Below are 16882 nucleotides of genomic sequence, written 5' to 3' on the forward strand. Positions count from 1 at the left end.
TAAGATGGCGAAATTGCGGGTAGGAATAGTATTTGGCGGTAAGTCGGCGGAACATGAAGTGTCTTTGCAATCAGCGAAAAATATCGTTGATGCGATCGATAAAACCCGCTTCGACGTGGTGCTGTTAGGGATAGATAAGGCAGGACAATGGCATGTTAACGATGCGGAAAATTATTTGCAGAATGCAGACGATCCGGCACATATCGCGCTACGTCCTTCGGCAATCAGTCTGGCCCAGGTGCCTGGCAAACATCAACACCAATTGATTAACGCCCAGAACGGGCAGCCGCTACCGACGGTAGATGTTATTTTTCCTATCGTCCACGGTACGCTGGGCGAAGACGGCTCATTGCAGGGGATGCTGCGCGTCGCAAACTTACCGTTTGTCGGTTCAGACGTGCTGAGCTCCGCAGCCTGCATGGATAAAGACGTCGCCAAACGACTGCTACGCGATGCAGGACTGAATATCGCCCCGTTTATTACACTCACCCGAACGAATCGTCACGCGTTTAGTTTTGCCGAGGTTGAATCCCGTCTGGGACTGCCGCTGTTCGTTAAGCCCGCCAATCAGGGCTCTTCGGTCGGCGTCAGTAAAGTCGCTAACGAAGCGCAATATCAGCAGGCGGTCGCGCTGGCTTTCGAATTCGATCATAAAGTGGTGGTGGAGCAAGGGATCAAAGGGCGCGAGATCGAATGCGCTGTATTAGGTAACGATAACCCACAGGCCAGTACCTGCGGCGAAATCGTACTGAATAGCGAATTTTACGCCTACGATACTAAGTATATTGATGATAACGGCGCACAAGTTGTCGTGCCTGCGCAGCTCCCTTCCGGGGTGAATGACAAGATCCGCGCGATCTAGGCTTATCAGACGCTGGGATGCGCGGGTATGGCGCGTGTCGATGTCTTCTTAACGGCAGACAATGAGGCCGTGATTAACGAGATCAATACGCTGCCAGGTTTTACCAATATCAGTATGTATCCAAAACTCTGGCAGGCGAGCGGACTGGGCTATACCGATTTGATCAGCCGCCTGATTGAGCTGGCGCTGGAACGCCATGCGGCGAATAACGCCTTAAAAACCACGATGTAATAGCGCACGCCCGATAGCGCAACGTTTATCGGGCGTCTTTTACCTCATCCTCTTCGCGCCGGCGAATGATGAACCCCGCCAGCCAGAAGCTAATAATCCACGTTACCAGCCCAACGCCATAGGTTTGCCATCCTTTCGCCTCAAAACCCAGCAATCCTACGACACCATTCAAAATAAAGATAAGGCCAATAGAGAAGGCATAGTAGTGCCAGTCACGACGAATTTTTACAGGCAAACGCATAACGACTCCGACGTATTAACAGCAACAAAAACGTATTTTTGCATACTTCTGGCGAGCGAGTCTGTGGGGGATACGGAATTTCTTAAATGTTAATTGATTTTGATAAAAGTGATCGTTTTGTGACAACTAACAAAAATTTACGCGATGGATACATTCCATATGTGAAATTACCATGATTCTGATATTGACAAACACAATGACCTGTCAGACTTCACAGTAAGCCGATGGCATAACGCCAGATCGTAGCCGATCATCCTGGAGGTCTTTATGACTGATTTCACTCTCTCAAAATCGCTGTTCAGCGGGAAGCATCGAGAAACCTCCTCTACGCCCGGAAATATTGCTTACGCCATATTTGTACTGTTTTGCTTCTGGGCCGGAGCACAACTCTTAAACCTGCTGGTTCATGCGCCGGGCATCTATGAGCATCTGATGCAGGTACAGGATACAGGTCGACCGCGGGTAGAGATTGGGCTGGGCGTCGGGACGATTTTTGGCCTGGTGCCCTTCCTCACGGGCTGCCTCATTTTCGCCGTTATCACCGCGTTTTTACGCTGGCGTCACCGTCACCAATAAACCTTAGCGCGCTGGAGAAAATATCCCAGCGCGAAATTTATCGCCCCACACACCGCGCCCGCCGCTCATCAACTCGCTTAGCAAACCAGGCGGTCGTCAGCTTACGTGTGATCTTCGGGCTTTCCAGTTGAATACCGGGCAACATTTCCTGCGCAAGCGTCTTGCCCGTTTTGGCCTCGGCCAGTTTATAGACTTTCTTGTAGAGCGCCGTTTTTTCAAACGCCAGGCTATCGCCTTTCTCCAGTTGGCTGCGAATTTCGCGCTCACTCATTCCCAACTGCCCTGCCAGTTTGCGCACCGCTAACTCTGTTTTGCCCGGTTCCTTGCTGTTATAACGAATCAGATCATCATCCAGCGCCAGTTTTATCCCACTGGCTTTACTGACGGCATTCTGGAACGCAGCGTTACGGCTGGCGTACCATCCCGCGTTGAAGTCGGCGAAGCGGAAAACAGGCGCGCTGTAGTTCGCCGGATAATTCAGCAAATGGTAGGTTCCAAACCACAACCCGCCACGGCGCGTAAAGACCTCCTGACGTACCGTACCCGTCATCTTCCACGGATAGCCTTTCGCGTGCTGTTCGGCAAAGGCAATGCTGACCTGCATCGGGCCGCCCGTATGCACCGGGTTATATGAGCCAAATAGCGTCTGCCCCATAGGAACCATATTGATAAAATCGTCAAAAATAGCGCTAAGCTGTTTTTCGGTTTTTACCGTGTCCAGGCGTTCGCTATAGCTCTTGCCGTTGGGGGAGTTAATTTTCAGCGCGGTGTGCACCAGAAACAGCGGAATGTGTAGTCGTTCAGCGCGGCGATCAATCTCCTGCCAGGCGATTTTACTTAGCCCCGGCACGACAGGATCCGCCTGATAACCGGACTCCTGCTGGGCGACAGCCAGCACCGAACAGATATTTTCTACCGTCGGCGCCAGCCCCTGGCTCTTAAACGTTGTCGCGATATCTTTCGCCCAGGCCTCTCTGTCTTTGACACTGGCCGGCATTTTCTGACGTACTACGCTTGCCACGTCGACAGGCTTCTCGCCCTTGCTCACCGGCTGCCCGGATTGACTACTACAGCCAGCCAATATGGCGACCGCCAGAAAAGGCAGAGGATAAAGACGGGACGCCGCCGACATAACGTTTCCTTCTGTTAGCTAAAAGAGTGGGTCACTTCCTGAACTGGCTGACCATCCAACTGGCGTTCAAAGCTACGTAAACGTTTATAAATAGACATCAGCTCCACCAGAGTCGTCCAGGAGTTAATCAAATACTGGAACGAACCGCGCACCTGACCAAACACGTTGGTGATTTGCGTCATCAGCCCCAGCGTAATCGTACCGGCAACAATGGAAGGAAACAGTAGGAACAAACCGAAAACGTTATCGACCTGCAAATAGAGAATGCGCGCGATGTTGAAATACATATAGTGAAAGTAGAGACGGAAGTAGTTATGGCGCACCGCGCTAAACAGTTCACGGACGGTGGGCGGCGTGGCGCGGCTGGCGTCATCTTCACCGTAGACCAGCTCTTTACGATAAGCTGCTTCCACTCGCTGATTTTTAAATTCCAGCCCCGGCAATTTGATCCCGACGACCGCCAGCAGGCCCGTCCCCATTAATGACCAGACTATGGCGGCAATGACCAGGCCGTAAGGGATATGTCCTACGATGGGTAAATTCGGCACATGCGCTGACAGGGTGACTAACACCGGCAGAAAGGCGATCAGCGTCATGATGGCATTGATAAAACTCACGCCCATGTTCTCCAGTGTAGAGGCAAAACGCATGGTGTCTTCCTGCACACGCTGGGCGGCCCCTTCGATATGGCGCAGGTACTGCCAGTGCGCCATATAGTGCTCATTCATTGCGGTACGCCAGCGAAATACATAGTGGCTGGCAAAGAAGTTGTTCAGCACGCCGATCACCACGGCGATAAGCGCAATACCGAGAAACACCCCCACTTCATGATAAAATTGACCAAGAGTGACCTTGTGCGGCGAGCTGAGCGCCGTTTGAATCAAATCATAGAATGGCGCGTACCAGGCGTTAACCGCGACGCCAACCTCCACCAAAAACCAGGTGACAAAAATAATGAGCGAGGTGCCAACTATCGACCAGTACTGCCAGCGGTGCGGGCTATAGATGAACCAGAACGTTGCAAATAATCCCACGCAAATCAGGTAATAAGCATAAAAAATCAGATAGTCCAGCGACCAGAAGCGCGCTGCGCTGATAGGCACTTCATCGGATGCCCCCACCAGTCGCGCCACCCAATCTCCTCCTCCCGCCTGCCAGAAAATGACGGCGATCAGCGCCCAAACAAACGCCGACATGAAAAACGGCCCTGGCTTTGGGAAAAAAGATTTAAACATCATGCTCTCCTGCTAACTTCTTCTCTTTATTACGGCTGCTGTGACGGCGGCAATAGCACGCCATGCCCACGCAAATGAAAGGGCTAAACCAGGCATTGTGACCTACGTTGTGACGCTTAGTTCGCATTTCTGCTCAACAGAATTGTTTCGACGAGTTTCATCCTCAGCAGGCACGCTGACGCTATCAGGTTATCACAAGCGCTCTATCACAAAAGTAAACATTCTCCATCACGAAACCCCGCCGTTACGTTTTTTCACCCACTTTTTTCTCTTTAACGTTTTGCAATGTGCCGCCGGGTAGTATAAATACGCATAACCACCGTTATTTCACTTATGGACATCACCGTTGAAACGTAGTCTGCTTTTTACTGCCATGCTGTTTGCGGCATCACTTACTTCTGTCCAGGCGGCTCAGCCGATTGCCGATCCGGTTTTTGCCTCTGATATCGTTGATCGTTATGCCGAGCATATCTTTTATGGTAGCGGCGCCACGGGCATGGCGCTGGTGGTGATCGACGGCAATCAACGCGTATTTCGTAGTTTCGGTGACACCAGACCGGGCAATAATGTTCGTCCACAGCTTGATTCGGTCATTCGTATCGCTTCGCTCACCAAGCTAATGACCAGTGAAATGTTGGTAAAATTGCTCGATCAGGGAACGGTAAAATTAAACGATCCTCTCAGCAAATATGCGCCTCCCGGCGCGCATGTCCCGACGTATCAAGGCACGCCGATTACGTTGGTCAACTTAGCAACCCATACCAGCGCGCTTCCGCGAGAACAGCCAGGCGGCGCGGCGCATCGTCCGGTATTTGTCTGGCCAACCCGCGAACAACGCTGGAACTGGCTCTCTACCGCAACGTTAAAAGTCGCGCCAGGCTCGCAGTCGGCCTATTCCAATCTGGCGTTCGACCTGTTAGCCGACGCGCTGGCGACCGCCTCCGGCAAACCTTATACGCAACTGTTTGAAGAAAAGATTACCCGCCCGCTGGGAATGAAAGACACCACGTTTACCCCCTCTCCCGATCAGTGTAAACGTCTGATGGTGGCAGAGAAAGGCGCAAGCCCCTGTAATAATACGCTGGCTGCCATTGGCAGCGGCGGGGTCTATTCTACGCCAGGAGATATGATGCGCTGGATGCAACAGTATCTGTCGTCAGATTTCTATCACCGTAGCCAACAGGCCGATCGTATGCAAACGTTGATTTATCAGCGCACACAGTTAAAGAAAATCATCGGGATGGACGTACCGGGTAAAGCCGACGCGCTCGGTCTGGGCTGGGTCTATATGGCGCCAAAAGACGGACGTCCTGGCATTATCCAGAAAACGGGAGGCGGCGGCGGTTTTATTACCTATATGGCGATGATCCCACAATATAATATTGGCGCTTTTGTGGTCGTAACCCGTTCCCCCCTCACGCGTTTTACCAATATGAGCGACGGGATTAACGATTTGGTTACTGAGCTAAGCGGCAATAAACCGATTGCTATTCCTGCATCCTGAGTCGTCGCGCCTCGCGCTATATCAGACGAGGCGCAACCTTTTTGTTAATATTCGGAGGGCAAACGGTTAATACTGATCAGTTTGCCTTTATTCATTTCAATGTAATTACCCTTACGCAGGGCCGCGAGGACTTCCGCCACCACCGATCGCGATACGCGCGTTCGTTGATGGATATAATTCATAACACCAATACGTGAGCGAAGTTCTTCATCCCACTCAATCATTGTCATTAACGTCGCACGAATCTGGTCGTAAGAATTATTACCAATGAGCTGCTTGTCACGAAGCTCCAGTACCTGACTTTTCCATACTATCCAACAGAAGGCTTCACGCCACAGTTGGTTCTGCTCAATGATGGCGAGAGTTTGTGATGATGAGAGGCGATAACCGATGCAACCGCTCTCCGCAATTAATTTATATTGTGCCTCTTTTTTCGCCACACCATCGGCTAAGCCGAAAATAAAGGGGGCCTGCACAATACCAATAAGAACTTTATCACCCCGAACTAACGAAACAACCCCCTCTAAAATAACAAAGGTATGGGTATTACTTTCATCAGGTGAACAGATAATCTCTTTATCGTTAACAAACTCGAAACGCGTACCATGCTTAGAAAGGCATTTATCGAGTCTGTTGAATTCTTGTAGTGGCTTGTTTAAAGATAACATATGCATTCCTTGCAATAATGCCCGTCAAGTCCTTGACGGGCATTTTTCAGTTTAAATTACCTTTATTTCTCCTGAGAGAAAATGATTACCAGGTATATTTAACACCAACGTTTGCAGACCAGTCTTGATCAACATCACCGCCGCCGAGGTAGTTAGCATCGGTGTAGGCGCTGAAGTTCTTCGTGAAGCTGAACTGAGTACCCAGACCAACACGTACCGCAGAACCTTCTACGCCGTTGTCGATAGAGTCGCCGTTTACGTCAGCATCGTTGTTGGAGTCGTCGTAAACGTAAGCCAGTTTGAAGTACGGGGTCAGCGCCTGATCTTCGCTGTAAGTGAAGGTATAACCTGCATCTACACCGAGTTCATAACGCATGCTGTCGTAAGACTGACCGTCAACTTTCATGTCGTTGCTCAGCTGGTAGTCGTCGCCGGACTGGAACAGACCGGATACGCTGCCGTAAGGCGTTACGTAGCCTGCATCACCCAGCTTCAGATCATAACCCAGTTTCAAGCCGAAGCCCCAGGCGTCAGAAGAGGTGTTGCCGTCAACGTAAGTACCGTCGCTCATGTTAGCAGACAAATCGTTGTTGAAGTGAGAGTAGCTTAAGTTACCGTCAACAAAGATGTTGTTTGCGAAACGAGCGGAAGAGTAGATGTAGGCAGACTGGCTGTCCTGATCCACCTGACCGGTACGATCGCTCAGATCGCCTTTCGCGAAGCCTGCTGCCGCACCAACGATCCACTTAGCGTTGTTACCGTCAACTTTGGTATCAACACCGACCATGATGCCATTAACATCCTGATCGTAGTTAATGGTGCCGTTGTCGCCGTTGAAGTTACCGCCGAAGTAGCTTACCCATGCGCCGCCGTTATCCGCCAGGCCATGACGAGCATTGGTCAGACGAGTACCAACGGTGTCTTGTTCCAGGTTCCAGATATTGGTGTTCGCAGAAGGAATACTCAGCGCCATGTTAGCGTAGTCGGTCAGTTCCATCTGTTCCAGCACGACAGTGTTGCCTTCCTGCTTAGCCTGATAGGTGTAAGCACCCAGGTCAGCTTTGTTTGCTGCAGAGAAGGTTGCGTCGGTGTTTACGTCATTGACACGAATCAGCTCGTTGCCTTTGTAATCCGCAACAGAACCCGCACCAGTAGCGTTGTCGATGCGCACTTTATAGTTACCGGTAGCCGCTACAACATTGTCCGTGTAGCTATTATCCGCTTCACCGTTAGCACTGTAAGTAGTATCGGCAGTGTTATCACCGTTGTAATAATCACCATTACCATTCACGGTCAAATGACCGTCAGAAGTCATAGCGATGACACCGTAACCATAGGTAGCATTTGATGTATCGGTTGTGTTGGTGTGGCCGTTAACCAAATCTGCATCCAGCACATAGTCGCTGTTGTTGATGTTAAATACACCAGCGTTGGTCAGTTCCAGAGTATCCGTACCGAAAGAATCGGCATCAAATTCACCAGCACCGATGCTGAATTCACCGCCGTTTGATACGGTAATAGTGTTAGCATACAGATAAGCAGTTTCGTTTGTCAGATCAACTTTACTGTAACTATCAACCGTCAGGTGATCGGTATCAACTTCACCATAGGAACTGAGGTTCATCGTTGAACCATTGGTCAATGTGATGGTGTCTGCGATTAAAGAAGAACTATCAGCTACGTTAACCTGAGAACCATTATTAACAGTTAGGGTATCGACGTTAGAAGCGTTTACCGTATCCCATTCAGAACCGTTATCCAGCGCTACAGTGAAGATACCGCTCTGGAAGGTCTTGTCATCAACAACGTTGCCCCATTTATCCACAGTAGAACTTGGTTCTAAGCTGTTAGTACCATCTTCAAGATCGTACATATCAGCCGGTGCGATATACTCATAGCTAAAGTATGCGTCACCTACCCACTTACTACCGTTATCCAGTTTGAGGTTCAGTTCATCAACGTTATCGTTGTCGTGACTCCAACCGCCATTCGTATCTTCTACGCCATCATTGTTGGTGTCATAACCGATTGGGCTGAAACCATCGCTGGCGCTGATAACACCATCGCCATTGGAATCAGCATTCGCGTCGTCAGCATTGTTGAAGTTACTCGTAAACACAACATCACCCATCAACGTTGAACCGTTGGTGAATGTAACGTTGTTCTTCATCGAATAGTATGAGTCAGGATCATCTGAGAACGATAAAGCAGTGTCATTCGGATTATGGTACCAGGTTCCTGTCGTTGTATCATAAACAGCGTTGCCAGAATAATCGCTTGGCTCTGAAGAGTTACCAAACCAACCGCTACCCTCAAGCGGAGTCACAGCCCCTGATGTAACAGTGGAATTGTCAACGACAATAGTGTTGTCCCAAGTATGAACATAAGCGCTATCACCACCAGTAGCATATGTTGCGTCGTAAGTATCGCCCTGGCTCAGAGTAATACCTGCAACACGAGAGTTATTGGTGATATTAATATTACTTTCGACATCCAACGTTACAGCAGTGCCTAAAGAAGCTAATTCGGAAGTACGCCAATCTTCCGTAGTAACTTTTCCATCAGCATTATTATAATCATCGGTGAAGTAGAAATATTCATAATCATCATCGATAGTGGAGTTAGCGATATTGAGGGTAAATGTATCGCCATCATCCCAGTCATGATCAACATATGCTGTGTCATCCCACATATGTTGGGAAGTAATCATGCCATGGATGGTAGAATTGGTGATATTCAGTGTATTCGTAGAATCTGCGGTGTAGTCATTGTTCAGATAATACGTAGAAATAACACCATTTACAGTATCGTTGTTAAAGGATTGATCGAAATCGGTAGTTGCAGGATTGTAATAAACATAACCACCGTAAGTTACATAATCGGTGTCAGTATTGATCCCAGCGTACTGGGTAGTTGCGTCGTCATGATACCCAAAAGTGTTATAAGTAGTAGCATTCGCCTGAGAAGTGATTGCCAGAGTGCAAGCCAATGCTAATTGTGAGACTACAAGTTTCTTTTTCCAGGAGTGCATTTGTCATCCCTCCTCAGGGACGTAATATAGTTGATCCATCAATTATCAATGCATAAAAACATATAGATGTTTAGCAAGGAGGATTATGCGGCGTCATTGCTAAAAGGTTCAATTATTCTTTATCCTCAGTCCGGATTCGGACATGAATTAAAAAGGCGTAATAAAAGGAAAGTTGATAATTAAAAAGCGTTCTTTTTCATGACCTTGCAAGAAAATAAAAAAACAAAATACATATAAGATAAATATGAATTAAAGAAAAACAAAATAAATATGAATAATGTCAAAATCCACATTTACTTAAATGACAATGAAATAAAACTAAAAACAACGTAAAACTAATTCTTATTTAAAATGATATAGTGCCTGAGGTATTAATCTTCGGTATATAAAAGAAGCGCCATGTTCCGCCGCCGCCGGGGCTGCGCCTGCTACGTTAAGGACCGTTTTCGTAAAACATCTGCCTGCAGATTCAGGTATACTGGGCCTTCGATTCCACAAACATCAGGCAGACCATGACAGACCTTATCCATCGCCCTCGCCGCCTGCGCAAATCCGCTGCGCTGCGCGCTATGTTTGAAGAGACAACACTTAGCCTGAACGACCTGGTGTTGCCGATCTTTGTTGAAGAAGAACTCGACGATTACAAAGCTATTGATGCCATGCCCGGCGTAATGCGTATCCCGGAAAAGCAGCTGGCGCGAGAGATTGAACGTATCGCAAATGCTGGCATTCGTTCCGTTATGACCTTCGGCATTTCTCACCATACTGATGACACCGGCAGCGATACCTGGAAAGAAGACGGCCTGGTGGCAAGAATGTCCCGCATCTGTAAGCAAACCGTGCCGGAGATGATCGTTATGTCCGACACCTGCTTCTGCGAATACACCTCGCACGGCCACTGCGGCGTATTGTGCGAACACGGTGTGGATAACGATGCGACGCTGGCCAACCTCGGCAAGCAGGCCGTTATCGCGGCGGCGGCTGGAGCAGATTTTATTGCGCCCTCCGCGGCCATGGATGGACAAGTCCAGGCTATCCGCCAGGCGCTGGATGCCGCCGGTTTTACCGATACGGCAATAATGTCCTACTCCACCAAGTTCGCCTCTTCTTTCTACGGCCCCTTCCGTGAAGCAGCGGGTACCGCGTTAAAAGGCGACCGCAAGACGTATCAAATGAATCCGATGAACCGCCGTGAAGCGATTCGCGAATCACTGCTCGACGAAGCCCAGGGTGCGGATTGCTTAATGGTGAAACCGGCCGGCGCGTATCTGGACGTGCTGCGTGAAATCCGCGAACGCACAGAGTTGCCGCTTGGCGCTTACCAGGTGAGCGGTGAATACGCCATGATTAAATTTGCTGCTATGGCTGGCGCCATAGATGAAGAAAAGGTCGTGCTGGAAAGTCTGGGCTCGATTAAACGCGCCGGCGCTGATTTGATTTTCAGTTACTTCGCGCTGGATCTGGCTGAGAAAAATATTCTGCGTTAATTCTGTTACAGGGCGGCGCGCTGCCGCCCTTTCCCGACTTTACACCCCACTATTCAGTCGCTGAGCCTGACCCGTTGCCGGACGCGGCTTATCCGGCTTACGGCTATTCCTCGATCGCCTGGCGAATTTGCTGCAACGACGCGGGATCGTCAATGGTTGTCAGATCGCCCGGATCGCGGCCTTCGCAGATCGCCTGGATCGTGCGGCGAAGCATCTTTCCGGAACGCGTTTTGGGGAGCTGCGAAACAAACCAGACATGCGCCGGGCGACCAAAGTGACCAATCTGATTGTCTACCAACGCCATAATCGCTTTTTCCTCGTCGCGCGCCGCCTCGCGATCCGCCAGCGTATCGCTCTGCTTCGGAATGACAAACGCCACCGCCACCTGCCCTTTCAGAGCGTCTTTTATCCCCACTACCGCCACTTCCGCTACGTTCGGGTAGCTGGAGATACTTTCTTCTATTTCTCGCGTTCCCAGCCGATGGCCCGCAATATTAATCACATCATCGGTACGGCCCAGAATAAAGTAATACCCCTCGGCGTCGCGAATTCCCCAGTCGAAGGTGGCATAAACCTGACGGGCAAACAGCGACCAGTAAGTCTTCACAAAACGCGCATCGTCGCCCCAAATAGTCTGAATACAGCCCGGCGGCAGCGGCCCTTCGATCACCAGCATGCCTTTTTCGTTTATGCCGCAGGGTTCGCCGGTGACTTCATTGAGTAGCTGGACGTTATAACCGTACATCGGCACGCCGGGACTTCCCAGACGCGACGGCCTGTCGTCCAGCGCGCGGGCCAGCGCCATGATCGGCCAGCCGGACTCCGTCTGCCAATAATTGTCGATGACCGGTACGCCCAGCGTCTCCGTCACCCAACTGGCCGTCGGCTCGTCCAGCGGCTCACCGGCCAGATAAAGCGCCTCCAGCGAGGAGAGATCGTGATTGCGGATTTGCGCCGTTGGGAATTTTTTCAGCACGCGAATCGCGGTCGGGGCGGAAAACATCCGGTTAACCTGGTATTTCTCGACAATTTTCCACCAGACCCCGCAGTCCGGGTACGTCGGCAGTCCTTCGTAAACAATAGTCGCCATGCCTGCCAGCAGCGGCGCGTAAACGATATAGGAGTGGCCGACGACCCAGCCGATATCCGATGCGCAAAAGAATACGCCGCCCACCTTGCCGCCAAAAATGGTGTCCATCGAGGTTGCCAGCGCCACCGCATAACCGCCGACGTCGCGCTGGACGCCTTTCGGTTTGCCGGTAGTGCCGGAGGTGTAAAGAATGCACGAGGTTTCATTGGATTCCAGCCACGCCACCGGCACGCTCGCGCCGAGATGCTGCTGGCGCAACGTGGCAAAATCCAGATCGCGCCCATCCACCCACGCCATTTTCGCCAGCCCTCTGTCCACCAGCAGAACGTGTTTCGGCTGATGCTGCGCCTGCGCAATAGCGTCATCAAGCAGCTTTTTATACGGCAGGATTTTACCGCCCCGCGCTCCGGCATCCGCCGACACAATCAGCGCCGGTCTGGCATCGTCAATCCGCGCCGCCACGCTGTGCGAGGCAAAACCGCCAAAGACCACCGAATGGATCGCGCCAATGCGCGCGCAGGCCAGCAGGGTTATCTGCGCTTCGGCAATCATCGGCATATAGACCAATACGCGATCGCCACGCTGCACGCCCAGCGACAGCAGCATAGCGGCCACAATGTTGACCTCGTCATGCAACTGGCTGAAGGTAAATGTGCGCTCTTCATCGGTCTCTGATGAGACGGCAATCAGCGCCAGCGCCTCCGGCTGTTTATCCAGCCAGCGGTCGACGGCGTTATGACATAAGTTAGTGGTGCCGCCGCAAAACCAGCGGGCAAACGGTGGACGGCTATGATCCAGCGTCTGCGTAAACGGCTGTCGCCAGTCGATACGCCGGGCCTGCTCGGCCCAGAACGCCTCCGGTTCGTTAATGGAACGCTGATAAAATTCGCTAAAAGACATCACGCTCTCCTGTTGAACTTACGCCTTACTGCTGGCTGGCTCAGATGACATATAAATCGAGGTATTCGTTAACCGGCATCTGCTCCAGGCGGGATCTGTCCAGGGAGACATCCAGAATGCGTTGCTGCTGGCGAGTCGGGAACTGACGCGCCAGGTTAATTTTAAATTTTTCGATAAGCTTCGGAATACCGTCGGCGCGGCGACGCGCATGACCAATCGGATACTCCACGACAACCTCGCCAAAGCGTGAGCCATCAGTAAACTCTACGGAGATCGCATTGCCGATAGCACGTTTTTCCGGGTCGTGATAGTCGGCGGTAAAAGCCGGGTCCTCATAACACACGATCTTCTCGCGCAGGGCGTCAATACGCTTGTCCTGCGCCACCTCGTCTTCATAATCCGCCGCGGTTAACCGTCCGAACAGCAACGGCACGGCGACCATATACTGGATACAGTGATCGCGGTCCGCCGGGTTATTGAGCGGGCCTTTTTTATCGATAATGCGGAGACAGGCTTCGTGGGTGCGGATAGTCACTTTCTCGATATCCGCTGCCGTTTTGCCCGCGGCCTGCATCTGCTCGTACAGCGTCATCGCCGCTTCGACGGCGGTTTGCGAGTGGAATTCTGCCGGGAAAGAAATTTTGAATAGCACGTTTTCCATCACGTAGGAGCCGTAAGGGCGCTGGAAACGGAACGTTTCACCTTTGAATGAAACGTCGTAGAAGCCCCAGGTTTTGGCGGTGAGCGCCGAGGGATAGCCCATCTCGCCGGTTTTCGCCATCAGCGCCAGACGTACCGCGCGTGAGGTAGCGTCGCCCGCCGCCCAGGATTTGCGCGTACCGGTATTCGGCGCATGACGATAAGTGCGCAACGACTGCCCATCCACCCACGCCAACGATACCGCGTTGAGGATCTCATCGCGCGTCAGCCCCAGCATTTCAGCGACCACCGCGGTCGAGGCCACTTTCACCAGCAGCACATGGTCAAGCCCGACACGGTTGAAGGCGTTTTCCAGCGCGATGCAACCCTGAATTTCATGGGCTTTGATCATCCCGCTCAATACCTGTTTCATGGTCAGCGGCGCTTTGCCGGCGGCGACGGCGTTGCGTGACAGCCAATCCGCAATCGCCAGAATACCGCCCAGGTTATCAGAAGGATGGCCCCACTCGGCGGCAAGCCAGGTATCATTAAAATCGAGCCAGCGGATCATCGCGCCAATGTTAAAGGCTGCCTGTACCGGATCGAGCTGGAACTGGGTGCCCGGCACGCGTGCGCCGTTGGGCACCACCGTGCCTGGCACGATCGGCCCAAGCAATTTTTTACAGGCCGGGTATTCCAGCGCTTCCAGACCACAGCCGAGCGTGTCGAGCAGGCAATAATGCGCGGTGTCGTACGCCACCTTTGAGGTGATCTCGTAATTCATCACGTAATCAACGATATCAACGATTTCACGGTCAAAGTCTGGGCGGATGTTCAGTTCTTGGGTAGACATAGGGTACGTTTCCTGCGTTTTATTTTTAATAAGAGTGAGTTAGCAACGATCGTCTATCGAGACAAACGGACGATCTTCCGGCCCGGTATAGTTGGCAGAGGGACGAATAATTTTGTTGTCCTGACGCTGTTCAATAATGTGCGCCGCCCAGCCGGTAACGCGGGCGATGACAAACAGCGGGGTGAACATTTCGGTAGGGACGCCCATCATGTTGTAGGAGACCGCCGAAAACCAGTCGAGATTCGGGAACATCTTTTTGGTCTCCCACATCACCGTTTCCAGACGGTCGGCGATGTGGTACATCTTCAGCGAGCCGCCTTCTTCTGAAAGCTGTTTCGCCACCCGTTTGATCACCTGATGGCGCGGGTCGGCGATGGTGTAAACCGGATGTCCAAAGCCAATCACCACCTCTTTGTTTTCCACGCGTTTACGGATATCCGCCTCTGCCTCGTCCGGCGTTTCATAACGCTGTTGAATTTCCAGCGACACCTCATTCGCCCCGCCGTGTTTCGGGCCGCGCAGCGCGCCAATCGCGCCGATAATCGCGGAGTAGACATCCGAGCCGGTTCCGGCAATCACCCGGCTGGTAAACGTCGAGGCGTTGAACTCATGCTCGGCATACAGCACCAGCGAAATATGCATCGCCTTTTCCCAGCTTTGGGTTGGCTTTTCACCGTGCAGCAGATGCAGGAAATGGCCGCCGATGGAATCATCGTCGGTTTCCGGCTGAATACGTTCGCCGTTGTGGCTGTAGTGATACCAGTAAAGAAGGATAGAGCTGAGCGAGGCCAACAGCTTATCGGTAATATCGCGCGCGCCGGAGACGGTATGTGCCTCTTTTTCCGGCAGGGTGCAGCCCAGCGCGGAAACGCCGGTACGCATCACGTCCATCGGGTGCGAGGCCGCCGGTAACGCTTCCAGAACGGTACGGACATTGGCGGGTAATCCGCGCAGCGCTTTTAATTTGCTTTTATACGCGTTCAGCTCGTCGCGGGTCGGTAATTTTCCGTGGATCAGTAAATGCGCGACTTCTTCAAATTCGCAGTGCTCCGCCAGATCGAGAATGTCGTAACCGCGATAGTGCAGATCGTTACCGCTTTTTCCCACGGTACACAGAGCGGTATTTCCGGCAGGTACGCCGGAAAGCGCGACTGATTTTTTAGACTTAATGACATGCGTGTTGTTTTGCAGGATCGTCGTGTCTGTCATATTGTCCTCGTCATTATTGTAATGTGTAGGGTATTGAGGCGTGTAGGCCGTACTGTAGGCGGGTTAAACGTAGTGCCATCCGGCATTGCCTGATGGCGCCTTCGCCTTATCAGGCCTACAGGCTACGATTTTTTATTCCTGTACAGCGCGTCCAGCTTCTCTTCGAACTGGTAGTAATTGATGCTTTCGTACAGCTCGTTACGGGTCTGCATGATGTCGATCACGTTCTTTTGCGTCCCTTCCTGGCGCAGCACGGTATAGACTTTTTCTGCGGCGCGGTTCATGGCGCGAAACGCCGACAGCGGATAGAGCGCCATCGCCACGTGTGCGCTGCGCAACTCGTCGGTCGTAAACAGCGGCGTCGCGCCAAACTCAGTGATGTTGGCGAGGATCGGCACCTGCGCCACGTCGGCGAACTGGCGGTACATCGACAGTTCGGTGATCGCCTCCGGGAACAGCATGTCAGCCCCCGCATCCACGTAAGCCTGCGCGCGATCGAGAGCCGCCTCCAGCCCTTCCACCGCCAGCGCATCGGTACGCGCCATGATCACAAAGTTCGGATCGGTGCGCGCATCCACTGCCGCCCGAATTCGGTCTACCATCTCCTCTTTCGAGACGATCGCTTTGTTTGGACGGTGTCCACAGCGCTTAGCGCCAACCTGGTCTTCAATATGCAGCACGGCGGCGCCCGCTTTGGCTATGGACTTTACCGTCCGCGCGACATTAAAGGCGGAGGAACCAAAGCCAATATCCGCATCCACCAACAGCGGCAGCGGGCAAACATCCGTGATGCGCCGGATATCGGTTAACACATCATCCAGCGTCGAAATCCCCAGATCCGGCAGTCCGAGCGAGCCCGCCGCTACGCCGCCGCCAGAAAGATAGATAGCCTGATACCCGGCCCGTTGGGCCAACAGAGCATGGTTGGCATTAATAGCGCCGACAATTTGTAATGGATTCTCTTTAGCGAGCGCGGCGCGAAATGCCTGCCCCGGCGAATGTAAAGACATATCTCGTCCTCATGTTAGTAAATTGTTACTCAGAATGTATTCACCAAAGCAAAGGCTATGCCAGGCAAAGAGGCTGCGAGAAAATTAAATACAATGAGATTTAAAAACAGGTAATTACAGTCATTCCCGTTATGAATAAGCGCGATTAAGGGAAAAGAAAAACGTGTCAGCTAACGTTTCATGAAACGAATCGCTCTGTTTCATTGCAACATTT

General features: G+C 51.8%; 12 protein-coding genes and 1 pseudogene. 4 read left to right on the forward strand and 9 right to left on the reverse strand.

What is annotated here, in order from left to right:
- The first annotated feature begins 4 nt into the window (after positions 1 to 4).
- Positions 5 to 1093, forward strand: a pseudogene (gene ddlA / locus J4685_RS14870) (D-alanine--D-alanine ligase).
- Positions 1094 to 1118: 25 nt separating this feature from the next.
- Here the strand turns inward: ddlA and J4685_RS14875 are convergent.
- Positions 1119 to 1334, reverse strand: coding sequence for a DUF2754 family protein (locus J4685_RS14875; RefSeq protein WP_001239243.1), 216 nt, complete (start codon positions 1332 to 1334; stop codon positions 1119 to 1121).
- A 267-nt stretch (positions 1335 to 1601) separates the two neighbouring features.
- Here J4685_RS14875 and J4685_RS14880 point away from each other — a divergent pair, with 267 nt between their 5' ends.
- Positions 1602 to 1910, forward strand: a complete 309-nt coding sequence (locus J4685_RS14880) for a YaiY family protein (RefSeq protein ID WP_000129292.1) — start codon at positions 1602 to 1604, stop codon at positions 1908 to 1910.
- Between the two features lie 37 nt (positions 1911 to 1947).
- On the opposite strand, the gene yaiW is transcribed toward J4685_RS14880, so the two are convergent.
- Both yaiW and sbmA read right to left on the reverse strand, forming a co-directional pair.
- The gene (yaiW, locus tag J4685_RS14885; RefSeq protein WP_001271420.1) at positions 1948 to 3042 is read right to left on the reverse strand and encodes a surface-exposed outer membrane lipoprotein YaiW; all 1095 of its coding nucleotides are present in this window, start codon (positions 3040 to 3042) and stop codon (positions 1948 to 1950) included.
- 14 nt (positions 3043 to 3056) lie between these two features.
- Positions 3057 to 4277, reverse strand: coding sequence for a peptide antibiotic transporter SbmA (sbmA, locus tag J4685_RS14890; RefSeq protein WP_000477025.1), 1221 nt, complete (start codon positions 4275 to 4277; stop codon positions 3057 to 3059).
- 346 nt (positions 4278 to 4623) lie between these two features.
- Between sbmA and ampH the strand changes: the two genes are divergently transcribed.
- Complete coding sequence (ampH, locus tag J4685_RS14895; RefSeq protein ID WP_000830779.1) at positions 4624 to 5781, forward strand: D-alanyl-D-alanine-carboxypeptidase/endopeptidase AmpH; 1158 nt, start codon at positions 4624 to 4626, stop codon at positions 5779 to 5781.
- Between the two features lie 44 nt (positions 5782 to 5825).
- On the opposite strand, the gene iprA is transcribed toward ampH, so the two are convergent.
- Together iprA and J4685_RS14905 are read right to left on the reverse strand one after the other, a co-directional pair.
- On the reverse strand, positions 5826 to 6449 hold the full coding sequence (gene iprA / locus J4685_RS14900; RefSeq protein ID WP_000950094.1) for a hydrogen peroxide resistance inhibitor IprA: 624 nt from the start codon (positions 6447 to 6449) through the stop codon (positions 5826 to 5828).
- 85 nt (positions 6450 to 6534) lie between these two features.
- On the reverse strand, positions 6535 to 9480 hold the full coding sequence (locus J4685_RS14905; RefSeq protein WP_000556538.1) for an autotransporter outer membrane beta-barrel domain-containing protein: 2946 nt from the start codon (positions 9478 to 9480) through the stop codon (positions 6535 to 6537).
- A gap of 512 nt (positions 9481 to 9992) precedes the next feature.
- On the opposite strand from J4685_RS14905, the gene hemB reads away from it, so the two are divergent.
- Positions 9993 to 10967 carry a porphobilinogen synthase gene (gene hemB / locus J4685_RS14910; RefSeq protein ID WP_000130724.1) on the forward strand — a complete coding sequence of 325 codons (975 nt, stop codon included), beginning with the start codon at positions 9993 to 9995 and terminating at the stop codon, positions 10965 to 10967.
- 103 nt (positions 10968 to 11070) lie between these two features.
- On the opposite strand, the gene prpE is transcribed toward hemB, so the two are convergent.
- The 4 genes from prpE to prpB form a co-directional block, all read right to left on the reverse strand.
- Entirely contained in the window at positions 11071 to 12957 is a 1887-nt protein-coding gene (gene prpE / locus J4685_RS14915; RefSeq protein WP_000010213.1) for a propionate--CoA ligase, read from the reverse strand.
- A gap of 40 nt (positions 12958 to 12997) precedes the next feature.
- A complete protein-coding gene (locus J4685_RS14920) occupies positions 12998 to 14449 on the reverse strand; it encodes a bifunctional 2-methylcitrate dehydratase/aconitate hydratase (RefSeq protein ID WP_000107069.1) in 1452 nt (483 codons plus the stop codon).
- Between the two features lie 39 nt (positions 14450 to 14488).
- The gene (gene prpC, locus J4685_RS14925; RefSeq protein WP_000132753.1) at positions 14489 to 15658 is read right to left on the reverse strand and encodes a 2-methylcitrate synthase; all 1170 of its coding nucleotides are present in this window, start codon (positions 15656 to 15658) and stop codon (positions 14489 to 14491) included.
- A 122-nt stretch (positions 15659 to 15780) separates the two neighbouring features.
- Entirely contained in the window at positions 15781 to 16668 is an 888-nt protein-coding gene (gene prpB, locus J4685_RS14930) for a methylisocitrate lyase (RefSeq protein ID WP_000052228.1), read from the reverse strand.
- Between the last annotated feature and the right edge of the window lie 214 nt (positions 16669 to 16882).

The organism is Salmonella sp. 32100201201700099SM, assembly GCF_017572645.1.
In the GTDB taxonomy this organism is placed as follows: domain Bacteria; phylum Pseudomonadota; class Gammaproteobacteria; order Enterobacterales; family Enterobacteriaceae; genus Salmonella; species Salmonella enterica.